Origin of the sequence: Aeromonas sp. S16(2024), assembly GCF_041403065.1 — a bacterium.
Lineage (GTDB): Bacteria > Pseudomonadota > Gammaproteobacteria > Enterobacterales > Aeromonadaceae > Aeromonas.
The window spans coordinates 163,230-185,594 of sequence record NZ_JBGLQX010000006.1; the positions used below are offsets into that span (position 1 = coordinate 163,230).

The 22,365-nt window shown below is 61.8% G+C and carries 19 protein-coding genes and 1 tRNA gene; 9 read left to right on the plus strand and 11 right to left on the minus strand.

Annotated features, from left to right (window positions below; translation table 11 throughout):
• Positions 1–266 precede the first annotated feature (266 nt).
• Positions 267–1,268 carry a LysR substrate-binding domain-containing protein gene (locus ACB030_RS06780; RefSeq protein ID WP_139439258.1) on the plus strand — a complete coding sequence of 334 codons (1,002 nt, stop codon included), beginning with the start codon at positions 267–269 and terminating at the stop codon, positions 1,266–1,268.
• 30 nt (positions 1,269–1,298) lie between these two features.
• Here the strand turns inward: ACB030_RS06780 and ACB030_RS06785 are convergent, their stop codons facing one another.
• Positions 1,299–1,898: a YhgN family NAAT transporter gene (locus tag ACB030_RS06785; RefSeq protein ID WP_205642682.1), complete on the minus strand. Its 600-nt coding sequence runs from the start codon at positions 1,896–1,898 to the stop codon at positions 1,299–1,301.
• A gap of 109 nt (positions 1,899–2,007) precedes the next feature.
• Positions 2,008–2,253 carry a YecH family metal-binding protein gene (locus ACB030_RS06790; protein WP_025325408.1) on the minus strand — a complete coding sequence of 82 codons (246 nt, stop codon included), beginning with the start codon at positions 2,251–2,253 and terminating at the stop codon, positions 2,008–2,010.
• 207 nt (positions 2,254–2,460) lie between these two features.
• On the opposite strand from ACB030_RS06790, the gene ACB030_RS06795 reads away from it, so the two are divergent.
• Positions 2,461–3,744, plus strand: a complete 1,284-nt coding sequence (locus ACB030_RS06795) for a dicarboxylate/amino acid:cation symporter (protein ID WP_371158723.1) — start codon at positions 2,461–2,463, stop codon at positions 3,742–3,744.
• Positions 3,745–3,765: 21 nt separating this feature from the next.
• Here ACB030_RS06795 and ACB030_RS06800 read toward each other — a convergent pair whose 3' ends face one another.
• Both ACB030_RS06800 and ACB030_RS06805 read right to left on the minus strand, forming a co-directional pair.
• Positions 3,766–4,080 (minus strand): DUF2007 domain-containing protein, encoded by a 315-nt coding sequence (locus ACB030_RS06800; RefSeq protein WP_371158724.1) that lies wholly within the window; start codon positions 4,078–4,080, stop codon positions 3,766–3,768.
• Positions 4,081–4,166: 86 nt separating this feature from the next.
• Complete coding sequence (locus ACB030_RS06805) at positions 4,167–5,069, minus strand: LysR substrate-binding domain-containing protein (RefSeq protein WP_371158725.1); 903 nt, start codon at positions 5,067–5,069, stop codon at positions 4,167–4,169.
• Positions 5,070–5,167: 98 nt separating this feature from the next.
• On the opposite strand from ACB030_RS06805, the gene ACB030_RS06810 reads away from it, so the two are divergent.
• On the plus strand, positions 5,168–6,220 hold the full coding sequence (locus ACB030_RS06810) for an HlyD family secretion protein (RefSeq protein ID WP_371158726.1): 1,053 nt from the start codon (positions 5,168–5,170) through the stop codon (positions 6,218–6,220).
• Entirely contained in the window at positions 6,220–7,773 is a 1,554-nt protein-coding gene (locus tag ACB030_RS06815; protein WP_371158727.1) for a DHA2 family efflux MFS transporter permease subunit, read from the plus strand. Before ACB030_RS06810 ends, ACB030_RS06815 begins: the two co-directional genes overlap by 1 nt.
• 57 nt (positions 7,774–7,830) lie before the next feature.
• On the opposite strand, the gene ACB030_RS06820 is transcribed toward ACB030_RS06815, so the two are convergent.
• Positions 7,831–8,457, minus strand: a complete 627-nt coding sequence (locus ACB030_RS06820; protein ID WP_042650024.1) for a lysoplasmalogenase — start codon at positions 8,455–8,457, stop codon at positions 7,831–7,833.
• Between the two features lie 172 nt (positions 8,458–8,629).
• Between ACB030_RS06820 and ACB030_RS06825 the strand changes: the two genes are divergently transcribed.
• The gene (locus ACB030_RS06825; RefSeq protein ID WP_005332188.1) at positions 8,630–8,788 is read left to right on the plus strand and encodes a hypothetical protein; all 159 of its coding nucleotides are present in this window, start codon (positions 8,630–8,632) and stop codon (positions 8,786–8,788) included.
• 131 nt (positions 8,789–8,919) lie between these two features.
• Here ACB030_RS06825 and ACB030_RS06830 read toward each other — a convergent pair whose 3' ends face one another.
• The 5 genes from ACB030_RS06830 to ACB030_RS06850 form a co-directional block, all read right to left on the minus strand.
• Positions 8,920–11,484 (minus strand): TRAP transporter permease, encoded by a 2,565-nt coding sequence (locus ACB030_RS06830; RefSeq protein ID WP_371158728.1) that lies wholly within the window; start codon positions 11,482–11,484, stop codon positions 8,920–8,922.
• Positions 11,485–11,571: 87 nt separating this feature from the next.
• A complete protein-coding gene (locus ACB030_RS06835) occupies positions 11,572–12,543 on the minus strand; it encodes a TAXI family TRAP transporter solute-binding subunit (RefSeq protein ID WP_371158729.1) in 972 nt (323 codons plus the stop codon).
• Between the two features lie 547 nt (positions 12,544–13,090).
• Positions 13,091–15,232 (minus strand): S9 family peptidase, encoded by a 2,142-nt coding sequence (locus tag ACB030_RS06840; protein WP_371158730.1) that lies wholly within the window; start codon positions 15,230–15,232, stop codon positions 13,091–13,093.
• Between the two features lie 318 nt (positions 15,233–15,550).
• A complete protein-coding gene (locus ACB030_RS06845) occupies positions 15,551–15,982 on the minus strand; it encodes a DUF411 domain-containing protein (RefSeq protein ID WP_139745803.1) in 432 nt (143 codons plus the stop codon).
• A 47-nt stretch (positions 15,983–16,029) separates the two neighbouring features.
• Complete coding sequence (locus ACB030_RS06850) at positions 16,030–16,353, minus strand: hypothetical protein (protein ID WP_371158731.1); 324 nt, start codon at positions 16,351–16,353, stop codon at positions 16,030–16,032.
• A gap of 261 nt (positions 16,354–16,614) precedes the next feature.
• Here ACB030_RS06850 and ACB030_RS06855 point away from each other — a divergent pair, with 261 nt between their 5' ends.
• From ACB030_RS06855 to ACB030_RS06870, 4 genes are all read left to right on the plus strand, one after another.
• Positions 16,615–17,214, plus strand: a complete 600-nt coding sequence (locus tag ACB030_RS06855) for an NAD(P)H-dependent oxidoreductase (RefSeq protein ID WP_371158732.1) — start codon at positions 16,615–16,617, stop codon at positions 17,212–17,214.
• 70 nt (positions 17,215–17,284) lie between these two features.
• Positions 17,285–19,141 carry a glutathione-regulated potassium-efflux system protein KefC gene (gene kefC / locus ACB030_RS06860; RefSeq protein WP_371158733.1) on the plus strand — a complete coding sequence of 619 codons (1,857 nt, stop codon included), beginning with the start codon at positions 17,285–17,287 and terminating at the stop codon, positions 19,139–19,141.
• Positions 19,138–19,524 (plus strand): SirB2 family protein, encoded by a 387-nt coding sequence (locus tag ACB030_RS06865; RefSeq protein ID WP_371158734.1) that lies wholly within the window; start codon positions 19,138–19,140, stop codon positions 19,522–19,524. The genes kefC and ACB030_RS06865 overlap by 4 nt, the downstream gene beginning before the upstream one ends.
• Before the next feature lie 304 nt (positions 19,525–19,828).
• Positions 19,829–20,815 (plus strand): YafY family protein, encoded by a 987-nt coding sequence (locus ACB030_RS06870; RefSeq protein WP_025325391.1) that lies wholly within the window; start codon positions 19,829–19,831, stop codon positions 20,813–20,815.
• Between the two features lie 1,460 nt (positions 20,816–22,275).
• Here the strand turns inward: ACB030_RS06870 and ACB030_RS06875 are convergent.
• Positions 22,276–22,352: transfer RNA gene (locus ACB030_RS06875), tRNA-Asp, on the minus strand.
• Positions 22,353–22,365: the final 13 nt, after the last annotated feature.

The following is a 22,365-nucleotide window of genomic DNA, read 5'->3' on the forward strand; positions in this document are numbered from 1 at the left end:
AGATAGATACCCGTTGTTTGTATCAAAAGAAGGCGCAACGATTGTTGGGCAAAATCAAGGCAGGCGCAAGTTGGCAGGAAAATCGTCAAAAAACCTAAAAAGATACGGCGACCCTTGGCCGCCGTATGAGTCGGTGCTACTTGTCCCCTCAACCGCTACATCCTGTACCAGTCGCCATGAAGGCGAGAGACAGGTCGAGCATAGGGTCGCCAAGATATGAAAACAAATGGTATAAATTCATCTAAGAATTGAAGAGGATTCATATCATGTTGCTGGAACAGCTCGGGCGCATAGACCTTAATCTGTTGATTATCCTGCAAGTCTTGCTGGAGGAGCGCAATGGCAGCCGGGCCGCCCGCCGTCTGCACCTGAGCCAGTCCGCCGTCAGCAAGGCCCTGGGCCGCCTGCGGGAGACCTTCGACGATCCCCTGTTCGTCCGCTCCGCCTACGGGCTGGATCCCACCCCGCGCGCCCTCGATCTGCAGCAGCAGTTGCAACCCATACTGCTCTCCCTGGACAACCTGATCCAGCCCCCTGCCTTCGATCCCGCCAGCACAGAGCGGGAGTTCGTCATCGCCAGCATGGACAGCGCCTTCACCCTGTTCGCGCCGCTCTACCTGAGCGAGCTCAAGCGCCAGGCACCTGGGATCCGGCTGCGTTACGAGGAGTGGACAGAGCACAGCCTGACCGAGATGAGCCAGGGTCAGGTGGACATCGCCTTCACGGTGCGGGAGAACTGCATCAACTCGGATTTCAGGCTGGATACCCTGCCCAACGCCATCTGCCAGCGACTGCTCGCCATCGATGACCTCACCTGCCTGGTACAGCGGGATCACCCGGCCCTGCGCGAACCCGAGTGGGATCTCCCCCGCTACCTGGCCTATCCCCATGTGCAGACCTATTGCGAGGGACGGGATCGCTGGATGCTGGATCACAAGCTGGCGGAGCAGGATCTCTACCGCCGGATCGAGGCGACAGTGCCCTCCTTCGAGGCGGCGCTGCGCATGGGCATGCATTCGGACATGATAGTGACCCTGTCACGGCTCTATGCCCGCCACGCGACCCAGGTCTATCCGCTGGTGCCGCTGCCGCTGCCCATCGCCCTGGACAGCATCTCCCACCTGCTCATCTGGCATCAACGCCACGAGGAGGATCCCGGCCACCGCTGGCTGCGGGAGACCCTGCTCACCCTCATCATGGGCAAGCTGGAGACCCCAGGCGACCCGTCCCGCCAGGACGAGGCGCTGGCCGTCATGGACGCACAATAAGAAAGGGGCTGCCTGGCAGCCCCTTTCTTCTTACCCCTGGCCCGTCACCGCCAGATAGTGGTGCACCCCATCCAGCAGCATCTGCACCGAGATCATCACCAGCAGCATGCCCATCAGCCGCTCCACGGCGGTGAGTCCTCGCTCACCCAGCAGCTTGTTGAACAGCTCGTAGAACATCAGGATCACGGCGCTGGCGCCCCAGGCCATCAGCAAGGCCAGGGACCAGTCCGCCATCCGGGTCGGCTCCTGGTTCGCCAGCAGCAGCAGGGAGGCCAGGATGGAGGGGCCCGCTATCATGGGGATGGCCATGGGCACCAGGAAGGGCTCCTCCCCCGCCGCCAGCCCGGTCACGCCGCCGGGGCTCGGGAAGATCATCTTGATGGCGATGAGGAACAAGATGATGCCCCCGGCGATGCTGACCGCCTCCTGGCGCAGGTTCAGGAAGCTCAGGATCTGCTGACCGGCAAACAGGAAGCCCAGCATGATGCCTAAGGAGAACAGCAGCTCGCGGAGCATCACCTTGCGCCGCCGCTTGGGATCGACGTGGCGCAGGATGGAGAGGAAGACCGGCAGGTTGCCCAGCGGATCCATGATCAGAAACAACATGACGGCAGCGGAGAAAGTATCCATACAGGTTCCCGGGCGTTGCCCAGGCCAAGCCTTTAACAGAGGGGGGAGAGGGCGAAATATAACAAAGGAGGCGGGATTCGGCGAGCGCCCCGGTGCGCTCGCCGCGGGATCAGCCGTGGTTGCAGATCTTGTCGGCCCGGGTCTGGAAACCCTGCTCGGACTCGATGAACTTGCCGCGTTTGGCCAGCAGGCTGATCAGCGCCTCCGCATCCATCTCGCTCGCGCTGCAGGTATGAAAGCGGGCATCGGCGCCAAAGCGCGCCTCAATCGCCTCCCTGAGGCTGGCCCGGGTAAAATGGCCCCCCTCTTCCAGCATCATCTCCATCACTTCGTGACCGTGTATCGACTGGGACATCTCAAGCCTCTTTAATCATCATGTCAGATGTCCATTAGAGCCTGAACCCCGTCCCTCGACCTTGATATAAGCCAACAAAACGCCTTTTTTAGCTCCCCTGGGCTGGCCGTGGGCCTCGCTTTGTCGATAATGTGGCAACCTGATCGGGGGATGGCTACACTAGCGCCCCCTTTGCCATCGCAGACAGAAAATAAGGACATTGGCGTCATGCTGTTCCATGGATTGGTCTTCAAGCCCTGGCGGATCTGGACCCGCCGCCCGCTCTGGTTGAAGACACTGCTCGGCATGCTGACCGGGATAGGTCTCGGGCTCTGCTTCAGCGAGCAGGCACTGCTGCTCAAGCCCATCGGCGTCCTGTTCGTCAACACCATACAGATGCTGATGGTGCCCCTCATCTTCTGCTCCGTCATCGCCGGCCTCACCGCCCTGCTCAAGGGCAAGACCCTGGACAGGATCGGCAGCAAGGCCATAGGCCTCTATCTCTTTTCCACCGCCATCGCCATCTGCATCGGCCTGGTGATGGGCTGGCTGCTGGAACCCGGCATGGGCGCCAACATGGGGCCCTACGAACGGACCGGCGTGACGGTGCAGCCGACCCTGGCCAGCGTGCTGAGCCATCTGGTGCCCCACAACCCGGTGCAGGCCATGGTGGATGGCAAGATACTGCAGGTGATCGTCTTTGCGGTGGCCCTCGCCCTGGCCCTCAATGCCACCGGCCGGCGCGGCCGCCCTGCCATCCTGTTCTTCACCTCCCTGGCGGAGGGGATGTTCAAGCTGACCCAGATAGTGATGGCGCTGGCCCCCTATGGCGTCTGCGCCCTGATGGCCTGGATGACGGGCAGATACGGGGTGAGCCTGCTGCTGCCCCTGCTCAAGGTGATAGGCGCCGTCTACCTCGGCTGCCTGCTGCACGTGCTCGGGGTCTACAGCAGCCTGCTGATCCTGCTGGCCCGCCTCAATCCGCTGCACTACTTCAAGAGCATCGTCGACGCCCAGGCGGTGGCCTTCACCAGCAGCTCAAGCAGCAGCACCCTGCCCATCAGCCTGGCCTGCGCCGAGCGCCGGCTGGGGGTCTCTCCCGCCATCACTGCCAAGGTGCTGCCCATAGGCGCCACCATCAACATGGATGGCACCGCCCTCTATCAGGGAGTGACGGCGCTGTTCGTGGCCCAGGCGTTCGGGGTGGATCTGCACCTGGTGGATTACCTGACCATCATCAGCATCGCCACCCTGGCCAGCATAGGCACGGCCGGCACGCCGGGCACCGGGCTGATGCTGCTGACCCTGACGCTGACCGCGGTGGGATTGCCGCTGGAAGGGGTGGCGCTCATCGCCGGGATAGACAGGATCCTCGACATGGCCCGTACCACGGTCAACGTCTCCGGCGACATCCTGGTGTCAGTGCTGATCGCCCGCAGCGAGAAGGAGCTGGATCTGGCGATCTATCACGATGCCAGCGCGGGCGAGGACATCGACTTCACCCTGCGCTGAGGGTGACGGGAGGTAAAGATCTCAGTGATCCTGGGGATCGTGATGGCAGCGCCAGCAGATATCGAAGTTGGCGCCGTTCTCCTCCCCACACTGACCGCACAGCCAGCCATTGCCCTGGCGCTGCTGGTAGCGCTCTATGATCCGGCCTGCCCGCCGGCGATCCTGCTCGCTCACCATCAGGGTGACCTGCAGCAGATCCACGGGCAACTCCCCCAGTGCCCCCGAGAGCCCCTCCCCGCTGAGCCGCACCCGCACCCCTTCGACTTCAAGCGCCCCTTTCAAGGCATGCGCCTCCAGTGAATGAGAGGCTCGATACAAGTTAATCCACTGCTCCATATATCCTCTCCTCGCAACCCCTTGTCGATGCACCGGCGGTGCCAGCCCACGGACCATCACTCTTTCTCTGCATGACCATTTACCGCTCACAGCAGGTTGTCGATGCCGTAAGTCGGGCCGTTGGCCACCAGAAAATCGATAAACACCCTCAACTTGCGCGGCATCAGCCGACGCTCGGGAAACAACAGATAGATGGGCACCTTGGGCTGCTGCCAATCCGGCAGCAGGGCCACCAGAGAGCCGTCGGCCAGCTCATCATGGCACAACATGGCGGGCAGGGAGGCAAGCCCCAGCCCGGCCTTCGCCGCCTCTCTGGCACAGGTGATGTTGTTGACCTGGAAACGGGACGGCGGATCCACCAGCACTTCCCGGCCATCCAGTTCAAAACACCAGTGGGAGGCGAGAAAACCGCTGCTGACCGCGACCCGCTCATGGCGCACCAGATCCTCGGGGCGGGAGATTGCCGGGCCGCGCGCCAGATAATCCGGGCTGGCGCAGAGCAGGCGCCCGGTGCTCCACAGGCGCCGTGCCGCCAGGTTGGAGTCGCTCATGTCGCCGATCCTCACTATGGCATCCAGCCCCTCGCTGATGGGATCCACTATGCGGTTGGTCAGCTCCAGATCCACCCGCAGCCCCGGATAGGCTTGCAGAAAGTGGGCCACCAGCCGACCCATCACCAGCTGCCCCGTCTCGATGGGGACCGCCAGCTTGAGGGTGCCGGTCACCTCCTGCTGACTGGCACTCAGCATCAGCTCGGCCTGGGCCAGCTCCTCCACCGCCTTGCTGCAGCGCAGGTAATACTGCTCCCCGGCTTCGGTCAGGGTGAGCTGGCGGGTGGAGCGATAGAGCAGCCGCACGCCGAGGTGCTGCTCCAGTTCGGCGATGCGGCGGCTCACCGTCGCCTTGGTCATGCCCAGCTCCTGGGCGGCGGCGGTAAAAGAGCCCTTGTCGACGATGCGCACCAGAATCAAGGCTGCATTCAAGTCCATTGTTTCACCAGTGAAACTGTATATCTCATGAATGGATACTAATCGAAACAGTTACGCGATGTTAGCCTGCCCGCCACAGTTCAGGAAAAACCCATATCATGAGTCAACACAAGAAGATCCCCCTGCTGGCAGCCCTGCTGCTGGCCCTGCTCGGCATGCTGTTTGCCGCCTACTGGTATCTGCACGGCCGCCATTTCGAGAGCACCGACAACGCCTATCTGCAGAGCGAGGTGACCGGCATCGGCTCCAAGCTGCCCGGCTACATCAGCGAGGTGCTGGTGACCGACAACCAGGAGGTCAAGGCCGGCCAGCTCATCGCCAGACTGGATGACAGGGAGTACAGAACCCGGGTGCTCGAGGCCGAGGCCGATCTGCACCTCAATCAGGCGACGGCGGAGAACCTGGCCGCCACCCGTACCCAGCAGCTGAGCCTCATTCGTCAGGCCGAGGCCAGGGTCGCCTCGGCCAATGCCGAGCAGGTGCGGGCCCAGCAGCAGGTGCGCCGGGTCAGCCAGCTCAATCAGCGCAACTACAGCTCCCAGGACAGCCTGGACGAGGTGCGCGCCGGTCTGCAGGTCAATCAGGCGCAGGAGCAGGAGGCCAAAGCCGCCCTGCAGGCCGCTCGCGAGCGCCTGCTGGTGCTGGACGCCGAAGCCAAGCAGAACCAGGCCAGGCTGGCACTGAGTGAAGCCCAGCTCGAACAGGCCAGGCTGGAGCTCGGCTACACAGAGCTGCGGGCCCCGGCGGACGGCATCATCGGCAAGCGCAGCCTGCGGGAAGGGCTCTATGTGCAGTCCGGCATGCAGGTCGCCAGCCTGGTGCCGCTGCAACAGGTGTGGGTCGAGGCGAACTTCAAGGAGACCCAGCTGCAGCACATGCAACCGGGCCAGCGGGTGGAGGTGATCCTGGATGCCTATCCGGATCAGCCGGTCGAGGGGATCATCGACAGCCTGGCCCCCGCCACCGGCGCCAAGTTCGCCCTGCTGCCGCCGGAGAACGCCACCGGCAACTTCACCAAGATAGTGCAGCGGGTGCCGGTCAAGATCCGCATCCCCGAGCCGGGCACACTGGCAGGCAAGCTGCTGCCGGGCCTCTCCAGCGAGGTGATAGTGGACACCCGCACCCCTGATCCCGTGGTCGCCGCCAACTGATGGAACCCATTCCACGTCGCAACTGGATCGCGGTCATGGGGGGCCTCATCGGCGCCTTCATGGCCATCCTCGACATCCAGATCACCAACGCCTCCCTGAAGGACATTCAGGGGGCCCTCTCGGCCACCCTGAGCGAGAGCTCCTGGATCTCCACCTCCTACCTGGTGGCGGAGATGATCGCCATCCCCCTCAGCGGCTGGCTGAGCCGGGGGCTGAGCGTGCGCCGCTACCTGCTGTGGACCACGGGAGCCTTCATCGTCGCCTCAGTGCTCTGCTCGTTCAGCTGGAACCTCACCAGCATGATCGTCTTCCGGGCGTTGCAGGGTTTCACCGGCGGCGCGCTCATTCCCATGGCCTTCTCCCTCATCGTCAGCCTGCTGCCGCTGCACAAGCGGGCCACCGGCATGGCGCTGTTCGGCCTCTGTGCCACCTTCGCCCCCGCCATAGGCCCGACGCTCGGGGGCTGGCTGACGGAGCAGCTCTCCTGGCACTACATCTTCTACCTGAACGTGCCCCCCGGCCTGCTGGTGATGGCCATGCTGGCCCACGGTCTGGACAGGAAGCCGGTGGACTGGGAGGTGATAAAACGGGTGGATCTGGTCGGCATCCTCACCATGGCGGTGGGGCTGGGCCTGCTGGAGGTGGTGCTGGAAGAGGGCAACAGAGAGGACTGGTTCGGCTCCAGCTTCATAGTGCGGCTCACCGTCATCTCAGTGGTGGCCCTGGTGTTCTTCGTCATCAGCCAGTTGCTGCGCCGCCATCCTCTGGTCAATCTGCGGCTGCTGCACAGCCCGCGCTTCGCCCTGGCCTGCTTCGCCTACCTGGTGCTCGGCATGGCGCTGATGGGCTCCATCTATGTGCTGCCGCTCTACATGGCGCAGATCCACAACTACAACGCTCTGGAAATAGGCGAAGTGCTGATGTGGATGGGCCTGCCCCAGTTGCTGGTGCTGCCCCTGGTGCCCAGGCTGGTCACCCGGATAGATCCCCGCTACCTGGTGAGCTTCGGTTTCCTGGTGTTTGCCATCAGCTGCTTCATGAACGTCAACATGAGCGCCGACTACGCCGGCCCCCAGCTGATCCAGTCGCTGATAGTGCGGGCCCTGGGCCAGCCCTTCATCATGGTGCCCCTCTCCCTGGTGGCGACCGCCAGCCTGACCCCGGAGGAGATCCCCTCCTCCTCCACCCTGCTCAACGTGCTGCGCAACCTCGGGGGGGCCTTCGGCATCGCCATCATAGCCACCCTGATCGACAACGACACCCGTGTCCATGTCAGCCAGATCGGCAGCACCCTGGCCGCCACCAGCATAGAGGGGCAGAGCTACCTGCTGCAGCTGACCCAGACCATGATGGCCCAGGGCTCGGATCCTGCGCTCGCCCAACAGCAGGCCAGGGCCATGCTATCGAACACCATCAACCGGGAGGCCGCCATCATGGCCTACAACAAGGTGTTCTACGTGATGGGCATCTTCCTGCTGATCGCCAGCGCCCTGATGCTGCTGCTCAGGCAGCCAGCCCCCAGGGCCGTCGACGCCGAGCCGCTGGAGGCGTGACAGCGGAATGACAAAACGGGCCCAATGGCCCGTTTCTTTATGGTCGACGAAGCCTGCTTATCCCGCGAGAGAGGCGGCAATCAGGAACTGGGCGGCGAAGTAGCTGCTCATGATCCAGGCGGTGGCATGGGGGAAGGGGCGGCGGAAGCGATCGAGGGCCAGCATGCTGTCGGAGAAGAGGAACATCAGCGCCCCCACCAGGGCGGCGGCACTGCCTGCTGTGAGGGAGGCGTGCCAGGCGCCGGCGGCGACCCAGGCCATGGCGATGATCACCAGCATGTAGCAGAAGACGGGGATCTTCATCTCGCCGAGCCTGCCCCACAACAGGCCGAACACCATGCCGGCCACCAGCAACAGCAGCAGGCCGTCGATCAGCTTGAGCACAAGGGGGCCCTGGGCGAAACCGACTATGTAGCAGAGGTGGGCGACAAAAAATGCCGCCAGTCCCTGAATGAAGCGATCCCGTGGCAGCATCAGCAGCACGTCACCGGCCAGCGACAGGCAGAGGCCGAGCAGGATCCAGGCGTGGGAGCCGTTGTGGTCGTCACTCTGGTAACCAAACGCCAATGCGATGATGAACAGCATGGTCAGCGGTTTGCTGATGTAGAACTGACGGGAGTCTGAGCCATAAGCCGCGCGGATGTGCCACCAGCCAGATGCGATGATCAAGAAACTCAATAACATGCCCTGCTCCTCACGTGTTGCTCGCACTCACACGGCAACCTCTTTAGTGCCCGCAAGAGTAGCAAATTCCCCCGTCCAGTGGCAGGGGGCGAAGCAGATGACACCCTACACCTAAAGTCTAATTGCCCCCTGCTCGCCGCTCGGGCATAAGAGACTGCTCTGGAGGATCACCATGGAAGACGCTATGACCAACTACCTGCCTGCTATCGATATCATGATGTGCCATCTGGGGATCAGCTTCGAACAAGCGTGCGAACAGCTTGGTCTGAGCCCGCAGGAACAACAGACCCTGGATCAACTGCAAAAGCAGAAGCAAACCCAGTCAAACTAGCCCTACCGGCATGGGCATCAGATGTAGCTTCGAACAACCTGATTCGAGCCTGATGCGCCGGGACTGACGGAAGAGATCCCGCCCCTGTATTGAAAACGGCGCCATCGAGGCGCCGTTTTTATTGGTGGTGTCTATGAACGGATGGCCCGTCGCCGTTGCAGCCAGACCACGGCCCCGAACAGCAGGAAGCCCGGCAGCCACATCAGCTCCTTGAGCCAGCGCTCGGTGGGAGCCTTGACGCTCAGGATCTGCTGATCCATCTCCAGCCCCAGATCGGCGGCCTGGCTGCCGAAGGTGACGCTGTCGATCAGGATCTTGCCATCCTGTTCATAGGTCTGGATCCCGAGCTTGCCGAGGCGATCCTCGCCGCTCGCGCCGTCCGGCACTGGCAGCAGCACGGTGAAGCGGCGCAGCTTGCCGACCGCATCCTCTCCTTCCATCTCCAGGCGCAGGGTGCTTTCGGCCTCCACCTGTTCCATGGTCTGAACCAGCTCGGCCGGCGCCGTGTCACGGTACGGATCGTGCAGCCGATCCATCCAGAAGCCGGGACGGAACAGGGTGAAGGCCACCAGCAGCAGCAGCACGCTCTCGTACCAGCGGCTCTTCACCAGGAAGAAGCCCTGGGTCGCGGCGGCGAAGATCAGCATGGCGATGGTGGCCACGATGAAGATCAGCACGCCATGGGCGAAGTCCACGTTGATGAGCAGCAGGTCGGTGTTGAAGATGAACAGGAAGGGCAGCGCCGCGGTGCGCAGGCTGTAGTAGAAGGCGGTGATCCCGGTCTTGATGGGATCCCCCTTGGAGACGGCCGCCGCGGCGAACGAGGCCAGCCCCACCGGCGGGGTCACGTCCGCCATGATGCCGAAATAGAACACGAACAGGTGCACCGCGATGAGCGGCACTATGAGGCCGTTCTGCTGCCCCAGGGTGACGATCACCGGCGCCAGCAGGCTGGACACCACTATGTAGTTGGCTGTGGTCGGCAACCCCATGCCGAGGATCAGGCTCAGCAGGGCGGTGAGCAGCAGCATCAGCAGCAGGTTGCCCATGGAGAGGAACTCCACCAGATCCGCCAGCACCAGGCCGACCCCGGTCTGGGAGACGGCCCCGACTATGATGCCGGCGGTGGCGGTGGCGATGCCGATGCCGATCATGTTGCGGGCGCCGGCAATCAGCCCCTCGCGCAAGTCCACCATGCCGTCGGTGAAGGTACCGTAGTCATGCTTGCCGTCGGTGCGCAGCCAGTTCAGCAGCGGGCGCTGGGTCAGCAATATGATGATGAGCATCACCGAGCCCCAGAAGGCCGACAGACCCGGGGAGAGGCGCTCCACCATCAGGCACCACACCAGTACCACCACGGGCAACAGGAAGTGCAGGCCGGAGAGCAGTACGGAGCGGGTCTCGGGCAGCTCGTCGAGGGGCTTGTCCGGATCTTCCGCCGGCAGCGGTGCATTGCTCGCGGCAATCTTGAGCAAGCCGACATAGGCCAGGGCCAGCAGCACGCAGACCCCCAGCAAGGCGTGATCCCCCAGCACCGGCTTGAGCCAGCCGAGGCCGTAGTAGACCGCCATCGACAGGCCGCTGATGAGGGCGGCACCGAAGGCAAAGCCGGTCAGACGGCGCAGCCAGGGCTTGGGTTGATGACCGCCGATGGGCTCCATGCCGAGCTTGAGCGCTTCCAGGTGGACTATGTAGAGCAGCGCTATGTAGGAGATGGCCGCCGGCAGGAAGGCGTGCTTGATGATCTCCACGTAGGGAATGCCCACGTACTCCACCATCAGGAAGGCCGCCGCCCCCATCACGGGGGGCATGATCTGGCCGTTGACCGAGGAGGCCACTTCCACCGCACCGGCCTTCTCCTTGGAGAAGCCGACGCGCTTCATCATGGGGATGGTGAAGGTGCCCGTGGTGACCACGTTGGCGATGGAGGAGCCGGAGATGACCCCGGTCAGGGCCGAGGCGACCACGGCCGCCTTGGCCGGGCCGCCACGCAGGTGGCCGAGCAGACTGAAGGCAAGCTGGATGAAGTAGTGGCCGGCACCGGCCCGCTCGAGCAGGGCGCCGAACAGCACGAACAGGAAGACGAAGCTGGTGGAGACCCCAAGGGCGATGCCGAACACCCCTTCGGTGGTGATCCACTGGTGGTTGGCCAGGGCATGCAGGCTCACCCCGCGGTGTGCCAGCAGAGAGGGCATCCAGGGGCCGGCCAGGCTGTAGGCCAGGAAGACGATGGCGATGACCGCCAGGGCCGGGCCCAGGGCGCGGCGGGCGGCTTCCAGCAAGAGCGGTATGCCGATGCAGGCGACCACGAAGTCCATGGTGGTCAGGTTGCCGGGACGCTGGGCCAGCTGCTCATACATGATGAACAGGTAGCTGGCGACGGCGGCGCCGATGAGGCCGAGGGCGATGTCGGCGAGCGGCACCCGATCCCGCGGCGAGCTGCGCATGGCGGGGAAGACCAGATAGGCGAGCAGGATGGCGAAGGCCAGGTGGATCGAGCGGGTTTCCGTGTCGTTGAGGACACCGATGCCGAGGGAGAACGGCAGCGGCGAAGCGATCCAGAGCTGGAACAGAGACCAGACCAGGGCGAGGCCTGCGATGATCCAGCTCATGGTGCCGACCGGCAGTCGGGCTCCGACGTCCTGGGCGATCAGCTCCTCGGCCGAGAGCGCCTCTTGTTGTTGTGTTTGCTGCATAGTGTGACTCTGTTGGTGCTGCAATAAACGAGACTCGCTCCCCCGAAGGAGGAGCGAGTCCGGGGCACATCCGAAGACGCTGCCGGATTACATCCAGCCGCGTTCCTTGTAGTAGCGGACCGCGCCTTCATGCAGCGGGGCAGAGAGACCGACCTTGATCATGTCGGCTTCTTTCAGGTCGGCAAATGCCGGGTGCAGACGCTTGAAGCGATCCAGGTTGTCAAACACCGACTTGGTCAGCTGGTAGACCACTTCCGGATCGGCCTTGGCGCTGGTGGAGAGGACCGCCTTGCCGCCGATGGACGGGGTCGGGTTCGGGCTGCCCTTGTAGAGGCCACCCGGGATCTCGGCCTTGGTGTAGTAGCTCTTCTCGGCCAACAGCTTGTCGATAGCCTCGCCGGTCACCGGCACCAGCACTGTGTCGGTGGTGGTAGAGGCTTCCTGGATGGCACCGTTCGGGTGGCCAACGAAGTAGCTCATGGCATCGATGTTGTTGTCACCCAGGGCAGAGGCCTGCTCGGCGGGTTTCAGCTCGGAAACCAGGCCGAAGTCGCCCTTCTTCCAGCCCTTGACGGCCATGATCTCTTCCATGGTGTCACGCTGACCTGAACCCGGGTTGCCAATGTTGACGCGCTTGCCCTTCAGATCGTCGAAGCTGGCGATCTTGGCGTCCTTGCGGGCCAGAATGGTGAACACTTCGCTTTGCAGGGAGAAGACGGCGCGGATGTCATCCATGGCCCCTTCGGCCTTGAACGGCTCGACACCCTTCATCGCCTTGTACTGGTGGTCGGACTGCATGATGCCGAAGTTGAACTCGCCGGAGCGGATACCGTTGACGTTGGCCACACCACCGCCACTGGCCGGGGCGTTGCACTTGATCTGGTGATCGGCGGCGCCGCGATTGAGGAAACGGCAGATGGACTGACCCGCCACGTAGTAGACGCCGGTCTGACCGCCGGTACCTATGGTCACGAAGCGCTCCTGCGCTTGCAGCGGACCACCAAAAGAGACACCGACCAGGGCAGCCGACAAGGCGCACGCCAAGGATAATCCTTTCATGTTCTTCATCCTTTTCATTGATTTATCCCACCCGATTCCCGGGTGAATATGAGACGGACCCGCATCCAGACTGGGTCTGCCTATACAGCCTCGTACGAGGAAATGGTCGAGCGGCGAGCGCCCTTCCATAAGCCACCATCATCCTGCGGTGAGATAATCAGCGTCATGCCGATCGGAGGTGATCTGACCACAACCAGGTCAGTTCAAAAGATTTAACACCCCTGATTAAGCACATGGCGCCAACATAAATCAAACAAAACAGCAAAATGGCGGATTTAAATAGCGAGAATTTTGAAGCGGATCATTTATTTCTCTGCCGCAGGTTAATTACATGAGCCCGTGAATGGAAGCAATAAAAAAGCGGTCAGATTCTTTCGTAACCCTTGACTGGCAAGGGTTAGCATCTTGGTTCGTTATATCGAAATAACGACAATATCCAGCATAAATACAACATTAATGACGATTTTATCGCCAAGATGCAGAAACCCCGATCCGGGGCTGCCGGAACGGGGTTTGGTAACAAGCTGATTTCATTTGGGCCCGGCAATCACGCCTTGCTGCCAGCCAGCTCCAGGATAAAGGCGAACTCCAGGGCGATATCCTCGTAAGCCTTGAAACGCCCCGACTTGCCGCCGTGACCGGCATCCATGTCGGTGCTGAGCAGCAGCTGGTTGTCGTCCGTCTTCAGCTCCCGCAGCTTGGCGACCCACTTGGCGGGCTCCCAATACTGCACCTGGGAGTCGTGCAGCCCGGTGGTGACCAGCAGGTTGGGGTAGGCTTGCGCCTTGACCTGATCGTAGGGGCTGTAGCTCTTCATGTAGTCGTAGTAGCGCTTCTGGTTCGGGTTGCCCCACTCGTCGTACTCCCCTGTGGTGAGGGGAATGGACTCATCCAGCATGGTGGTGACCACGTCGACGAAGGGCACCTGGGCCACCACGCCGCGATAGAGCTCTGGCGCCTGGTTGATGATGGCCCCCATCAGCAGGCCGCCGGCGCTGCCCCCCATGGCGTAGACCTGGTCTCTGGCGCCATAGCCCTGGGCCACCAGCGCCTCGGTCACGTCGATGAAGTCGTGGAAGGTATTCTGTTTTTTCAGCAGCTTGCCGTCTTCATACCAGGGGCGCCCCAGCTCTTCGCCGCCCCGGACATGGGCGATGGCGTAGACGAAGCCTCTGTCCAGCAGGCTCAGGCGCGAGCTGCTGAAGTCGGGATCCATGCTGGCGCCGTAGGAGCCGTAGCCATAGACCAGCAGGGGGTTCTTGCCCTCCTTCTTGAACAGATCCTTGCGATAGACCAGGGAGACAGGCACCGCCACCCCGTCGCGGGCGGTCACCCAGACCCGTTCGCTGGCATACTGGTCGGCCTTGAAGCCCGCCACCGGCTGCTGCTTGAGCAGGGTGCGCTTGCCGCTGTCCAGGTTCAGCTCATAGGTGGAGGACGGCGTGGTCATGGAGGAGTAGCCGTAGCGCAGGGCGCTGGTCTCCGGCTCCGGGTTGTAGGCGAGCCAGGTGACATAGGCGGGGTCGTCGAAGGCGATCTCTTTCTGCTCGCCGCTCTGCCAGTTGATCTGGCGCAGCCGGGTCAGCCCCTTGCTGCGCTCCTCCAGCACCAGCCAGTCCCTGAACAGGGCATAGCTCTCCAGCAGCACGTCCGGATTGGGGGCTATCACCGCCTTCCAGCGCTCCACCGGGCTCTCCCTGGTCTCATAGAGGCCAAAGTTCTTGCCGTCCTTGTTGGAGCGCACATAGAAGCGGCCGCGGTAGTGATCCAGGCTGTATTCGTGATCCACCTGACGGGGCAGGAACAGGCGCGGCGCCTGGACCGGCGTGTTGGCGTCGATGAGGCGCGCCTCGCTGGTGGTGGTGCTGGAGAGGGCGATGACGATGAAGTCTTCCGAGGTGGTGGCATAGAGGCTGACGTAGAAGCTGTCATCCTTCTCCTCGTAGACCAGCTGATCCTTGGCGGGATCGCTGCCCAGCTCGTGGCGATAGACCTGATAGGGCAGCAGTGTCTTGGGGTGCTTGCGCACATAGAACACCGTCTTGCTGTCGTTGGCCCACACCAGGTTGCCCGAGGTGTTCTCCAACTTGTCGGCGGCCCAGGTGCCGCTCTCCAGATCGAGGAACTGGATCTGGTACTGACGGCGGGAGAGGAAGTCTTCCGCCACCGCCAGCCAGCGGTTGTTGCGGCTCACCTCCAGGGCTCCCAGGGAATAGAACTCGTGACCCTCGGCGCGCTGGTTGCTGTCCAGCATCAGGCTGGCGTCCTTCTCCCCCACCCTGGTGCGGGAATAGATGGCGTACTCCTTGCCCGGCTCATAGCGGGTCTGGTAGCGGTAGCCGTTCTTCACATAGGGCACCGACTCGTCCTGCTGGGGGATGCGGGCCACCATCTCCTTGTAGAGCTGGTCACGCAACGGCTGAACTGGCTTGAGCATGGCCTCGGTGTAGGCGTTTTCGGCCTTGAGATAATCCAGCACCTCGGGCTTCTGGCGCTCGTCGTCACGCAGCCAGTAATAGTTGTCGATCCGGACGTCCCCGTGCTTTTTCAGGGTATGGGGGTGCTTGGGGGCCAAAGGAGGCAGGATGGGGGTTTCGCTTGTCGGCATGACGGGCTCTTCATTGGCATGGGTACAGGGCGCGGCGACCAGATAAGCCAGCAGCAGCAACCCTCGGGGAAAGATGAACATGTCGCATCCTTTGCGCTGTAACAGGGCAGGCAGGCTCGCGGGGAGCGCCATGAATTGACGATCAAGCCGCCGCCGCTCACTCCGCCGGTGCGGAAACAAGGCTGGCAAACCGGAACATCGCCCCTGAGAAAATAAATTGGCGATCAATCTGCCCCTTGTCGCCCTGGGTTGCAAGTGATCCCCGGACATTCGGCCCCAAACCATGAAAAAGGGCCGCCCTCTCACAAGGGTGGCCCTCCTGCTCTGGCCATGAGCGGCACGGATTCGCTCAGGTGTGCCTCACATGATGGAGTGGTGCCGGCTCATGACCAGTGTTCGTCAGCCGGGATAGCTCGACCAGACTTTGGTCGCGCCCTCCTCGCTGATGCTCAGCACCTGGTAGGGCTGACCCGGAATATCCATGCCTGGCGCACTCTGGGGCATGCCCGGAATGGTCAGGCCGCGGATCGCCGGTTTTTCCTTGAGCAGCTTCTGCACGTCGGCGGCGGGCACATGTCCCTCCACCACATAGCCGTTCACCACCCCGGTGTGGCAGGAGGCCAGCTGCGGGGTGATGCCGTACTGTTGCTTGACGGGTTCAAGCTGCTCGGTTTCGACGACCTTGACCGCAAAGCCGTTCTCTTCCATGTGCTTGATCCAGGTCTTGCAGCAGCCGCAATACTGGGACTTGTAGACTGTCATCTGCTCGGTTGCCAGAGCAGAAAAACTGACGGTACCGGCCAGCACGGCCAGTAACAGGGACTTGTACATGACTCACCTCGGATAAGAAGAAATGCCCAAAAAACGGGTAACTCGACTCAACCCAACTGGCGAGGGGGCCGTTCGAGCCGCTCTAACGGCGCGTCCGGCGTATACAGGGAAGGGGAAATAAACTCAGGCCTATCAGGCTCAAGCCAGGCCACCGTCAGGCTGTCGCCGGTGAGCACCGTCATGGCGAGCGCCGAGGTGAAGCTGCCGCAAGGCATGGCTTTTTCCAGGGTGCGTTCGCTCTGGCTGCAATGGGGGGTCAGAGTACAGAGATCGGTCGCCGCCCGGCTGCCAAACGACATCAGCACCATCAGCAGGCTCCACAGGGGAAGCCAGCGGCGGGCGCGAGCGAGTTGGCGACGGGTCAGGACCATGGGATGACTCAGTGATCGAAGAGGGCCTATGGTAACCCTTGGCCCAGGGGGAGGGTCAAGCCCGACCCCTGCGGGAGATCAAGAGAGGCTGGCATAGAGGCGAAGGCCATCCCCCGTCAGACACTGCCACAACCAGCGACCACGAGTGTCCAATACAGGCGCCATTCACGTCCACCACTGGCGGCTCTGGGCACTTCTTGATAACGTCGCCATTCGATGCACCTTATTCGCCGACACGAGTCCCGCTCAGGTTATGACCCCATGAAACGCATTCTGGTTATCTTCTCGCACCCCGCCCTGCAGAGCTCCCGGGCCAACCGGCAACTGCTGCAGGCACTCGACGGCCTGGAGGGGGTCACCCTGCACGACCTCTATCAGCAGTACCCGGACATGTATATAGACGTGAAGCGCGAGCAGGCCCTGCTGGCGGAGCACGATCTCATCGTCTTCCAGCACCCCTTCTACTGGTACTCCTGCCCCGCCATCATGAAGGAGTGGCTGGATCTGGTGCTGGAGTATGGCTACGCCTACGGCCCCGAGGCCCACGCCCTCAGTGGCAAGCAGTGGCTCTCTGCCATCACCACGGGGGGCGCTCCCGAGTCATATTGCAGCGAAGGCTACAACCAGCGCCCGCTGCTCGACTTCCTGCTGCCGTTCCAGCAGACGGCGCAGCTGTGCGGCATGCAGTGGCTGCCCCCCTTCGTGCTGCACTCCTTCCACAAGCTCAAGGACCCGGAGGCGCTGCGCCGCTGTGGCCAGGATTACCGCCAGCTGATCTGCGCCCTGCGCGATGAGCGGCTCACTCCGGCCCAGCTGGGTGCGAGCCTTTATCTGCGGGATCTGCTGGGGGAGTTGTCATGACGACGGACTGGATTTTCATCGGGCTTGCGCAGCCAGCCCTGGCGAACAGAGACAAACGGAGGGCCGGCTGATGGGGCACGGATTGTTGTTTGACGCCTTGATCTACCTCTCGGCGGCGGTGATAGCGGTGCCGCTGGCCAAACGCTGGGGGCTGGGTTCAGTGCTCGGCTACCTGCTGGCGGGCATCATCATAGGCCCCTTCCTGCTGGGGCTGGTGGGGGAGCAGAAGGATGTGATGCACTTCGCCGAGTTCGGGGTGGTGCTGATGTTGTTCCTGGTCGGCCTCGAGCTGCGCCCGGCGCTGCTGTGGCAGCTGAAGGGCCCCATCCTCGGCACCGGCGGCCTGCAGGTGCTGCTCACCACGGGGGCCCTGACCGGGGTGGGCTATCTCATCGGCCTGCCCTGGCAACAGGGGCTCGCCATCGGTCTCATCCTGGCGCTATCCTCCACCGCCATCGTGCTGCAGAGCCTGCAGGAGCGCAAACTGATGCAGAGCGAAAGCGGCCGTTCCGCCTTCGCGGTGCTGCTGTTCCAGGACATCGCCGTCATTCCCATCCTGGCCATACTGCCACTGCTCGCCATCGCGCCTGTGGCCAGCAACGGCAATCCGGACTTGGCGGGCTGGCAGCACGGCCTGCTGGTGGTCGCCGCCATCGCCGGCATAGTGCTGGGCGGCCACTACCTGATGCGGCCGGTGTTCCGTGCCATCGCCCAGTCCCACATGCGGGAGATCTTCGTCGCCGCCGCCCTGCTGCTGGTGATCGCCATCGCCGTGTTGATGGAGTCGGTGGGGCTTTCCCCCGCCCTTGGCTCCTTCCTCGCTGGTGTGGTACTGGCAGACAGCGAGTATCGCCACGAGCTGGAGGCGGACATAGAGCCGTTCAAGGGGCTACTGCTCGGCCTCTTCTTCATGTCGGTGGGGGCTGGCATCGATTTTGGCCTCTTTGCCGCCCATCCCCTGCTCATTCCATCCCTGGTGATAGGTCTGATGCTCCTGAAATGGGGGGTGCTGATGGTGCTCGGCCTGATCATTCGCATCTCGCCGAGCCAGCGCTGGACCTTCGCCCTGGCGCTGGCACAAGGGGGGGAATTCGCCTTCGTGCTGTTCTCGTTCGCCGCCCAGAACAAGGTGCTGCCCGGTGACACCATCTCGCTGCTGACCCTGGTGGTGGCGCTCTCCATGGCGCTGACGCCGCTCCTGCTGATCCTCAACGATCGGGTGATCCAGCCCTGGTTCGACTACCGCAACCAGAGCGATGCCCCCGAACACGAACAGCCGGAACTGGTCGAGCACCCCGTCATCATCGCCGGCTTCGGCCGCTTCGGTCAGATAGTGGGGCGCCTGCTGCACGGCCACGGCATAGGCACCACCATACTCGAGCAGGACGCCAGCCAGATAGAAATGCTGCGCAAGTACGGCTATCAGGTATTCTACGGCGATGCCAGCCGGCTCGACCTGCTCCATGCCGCCGGGGCCCACAAGGCCAAGCTGCTGGTGCTCTCCATCAACGATCCGGCTACCTCCCTCGAGGTGATCGAGATGGTGAAGAAACACTTCCCGCACCTCAAGATCCTGGCCCGCGCCCAGGACAGGCCCCATGCCCACGAGATCCTCCGTCACGGCGTCGACAGCGTGCACCGGGAAACCCTGGGATCGGCCGTGGATCTGGGGGTAGAGGCACTGACCCAGCTCGGATTCCGGGCCAACCAGGCCTGGCGTGCGGGTCAGGTGTTCAAGCAGTATGACAACCGGCTGCTGCGGGAACAGGTCAATTACCTGGATGACGAGCACACCTATATCAACAAGAGCCTGCAATACCGCGAGATCCTCTCCGATCTGCTGCAAGACGATCAGGAAGGACAGGAGCGTACCCACGCGCACAACTGGAACAGCGGTCTGCCCGACAACGACAAGGAAGCAATATGATTGCCTATTACCCCATGTTCAAACACCTGCACATGACCCTGGCCATGGTCAGCCTGCTGCTGTTCATCTACCGCTGGAGCCTGGCGCTGGCTGGCAGCGGGCGCTTGCAGCAGAAGTGGCTCAAGGTGTTGCCCCACATCAACGACACCTTGCTGCTGCTGTTTGGTGTGCTGCTGGCGGTCACCCTGCAGATGAGCCCGGGGCAGCAGCCCTGGCTGATGGCCAAGCTGATCGCCCTGGTGTTCTACATAGGGCTCGGCGTCATGGCACTCAAGCGCCCTGCGCGCGGCCAGAAGCTGATCGCCGGGGTCGCCGCCCTCGCGGTATTTGGCTACATGATTGGCGCCGCCATCACCAAGTCAGCCTGGTCCTGGCTGGCCTGAACGACCTCTTTGCCGGTGAGGGCCCAGTCCCTCACCTCTCTCCCCCTGCCGAATACCCTCCTCCCCCCTGGCTCCCTATACATTTCTCCCCTGTCGTGACAACCGGGCAAATCTGGAGAACGCTTTATTTTAGTCAAAAAAAGCTCCAAACAGGCCTTTCCTGTTCATTTTTAACATTACTTATCAATTAGTTACATGAATATGTATGAAAATGGCGACAGTTGTCGCAGCAAAACTTGCGACATAGACTGTCGCACATCATGGCTAGGATACACTCAACGCTAAACCAGTGAAGGCATGCACCATGAGTAAGAAGCTGTTACGACAACTGACCTTGGCGCGTTGCATCCCGCACCGCCCTTACAAGCTGACCGCCAGCCAACTCCAGGTAAAACTGGAAGAGGAAGGCATTCACGTCAGTCTGCGTACCGTGCAACGGGACCTGGAAGAGATGTCCGGCATGGGACTGTTCGACCTCACCTCGGATGAGCGCAGCAAACCACACGGCTGGTGCTTCGAGCGCCACGGTCTCAACGACTTTGCCAACATCATGCCGCTCTCCCTGGCGGTGGCCCTGAAAACCTGGAGCGATCAGGCGAGCCAACTGCTACCGGCGAGTGTATTGACCGAATTGAATCCCTTGGTCGACAAGGCCAGTCAGGTGATCCGTGATAGCCAGAGCGAACTGGCTGAACGGTGGCTCGAGAGCGTGCACCAGTCGCCGCGTCCGTTTGCCGGCAACCCTGAGATCCGCCGCAGCACCCTGATCCGCGACGCCCTCTGGCGTGGTCGCAAGTTCAGCGCCGAGATCCAGCGTGTCATCAAGGAGCGCACCGTGTGGCTCTGCTATGACCGCATCAATCCGCTCGGGATCCTCAACCAGCCCGATGGCCCCATCCTGCTCTGCACCCTGTCAGAGCTGGATCCCAAGGTCTATGGCATTCCGTTCGATCACATCAAGAACGTGGAACTGACCAACTTCAGCGCCACCCAGCCGAAGGATTTCAACGTCCAGAAGCTGATCCGCGACCAGGGCTATCAGGACGTCAGCGGCCCGATCCGCTTCGTTGGACGCATCGATGCCAACTGCCCCACTCTGATCGATGGGCAGATCCCGGGACACAACCCGCGCATGACCCGCTACGACAAGCGCAGCGTGGTGGTGGAGACCGAGGTCCAGGATACGCCGGAGTTCCGCTCCTGGTTGAACAACATGAGTGGCAACCTGGAAGTATTGGCCCCGGAGTCCCTGCGCAAGGCATATCCGACACCGGGCACCCGGGTCAGCTGAGCACAATCGGATGAATGATGAAAAGCCGGGCATGAGCTCGGCTTTTGTCTGTTTTTCACACATAGTTATTCAATTAATTTTTAACTCTTACACCCCTGATTGAACCTTCTGTACCATCGTTTTCCTCCCTGTTTTTGGTTGTGAGAGATCCGCCATTCCTCCTGTAAGACCCCTCAGTGTTGAGCCGTACGTGAAGCCATCCCGAGAGCACCATGCTTTCCTGAGAAACTAAATAAATATCTGATATATATGACAAACTTAGATTAATGACAGCTATTCATCCATCATCCAACCTTTTCTGATGACCTCTCATGCCTTGTTCCTCCCCACGATTGCCTTAGTATGGGTCTCACAAGGACGGCTGGTCCGGCAGGATGCAGGAACAGCGCATAAATAGGAAAAGCCGCAGGATGTGGCAGGACACCTCAGGATGAGGTTGATAACCCGGATGGTTATCGCAAGGAATGACAGGACAACCGCAGGATGCGGTCACAGGACACCTCGGGATGAGGCTGAGTGGCACGGATAGTCACTCTTCAGGACGATAGGAACCCCGCAGGAGCGGCAGGAACAGCTTCAGGATGAAGCGAGATGACCAGGGTGGTTATCTGTCAGGATGACGCAAGGAACACCACGGGATGTGGTAATGGACACCTCCAGGATGGAGACGGTGAAGCAATCAGGAGTGATTGCCAGGCTAGGATGGCCACAGGACACCCCAATGGAATGGGAAGGGGAAATTCCAAAGGAAAGGATAGAGTCAAGGATTGCAGGGAGCATGGCAGTTCAGGGACTGGACGAAATGACTTGAGGGGACGGCAGACGCCGTCCCCTTTTCTTTATATACATTCCAGCGAATCAGCCCATCCTGGGGGCACTTACCCCATGTTCCGGAGCTGTTGCCTGAATCACCTCACCCGCAGGCATTAAGAAGCATTGCATGCATCTTGTGGACGGCTCCTGACCACTGTTATCTAAACCAATATCCATTGCGCTGGCAGAAGAGCAGAGCGCCTTGGCCGCCCAGCGGGACACTACTTCATCACTTCTCTATTCACCGGGCAGCCAAGTCTGTTGAGTGGACGGTTTGCCTCTCCCTCTATTTCATATGCACCAAAGCAAAATCAATGGCGGAGTGTCCAGGGAAGCCGTGTGAGCAGTGGTGACAAACCGAGGCCATGTAGCAAGTCGTTGATATCGTGGAACCTTTAGTGGTGACTGTGGTGCTTCGGGGGACTTGAAACGAAAAAAAGCCCAGTCTTTCGACTGGGCTTTCTAGATAGTGGCGGAGCGGACGGGGAGGCGGACAGGGTCCGGCTCAAGCACAAGGGGCCACTGGCAGGGACCGAGTTGCCAGTGGCAAGTCGCAGCCCTGTCTGTGGTCCCTTGTTTCCTTAATCCCGTTCGTGAATGCCAAAAAGCAAAAAGGCCTTCCCGCGAGGGAAGGCCTTTCAAATTAGTGGCGGAGCGGACGGGACTCGAACCCGCGACCCCCGGCGTGACAGGCCGGTATTCTAACCGACTGAACTACCGCTCCGCATTCGGTTAGC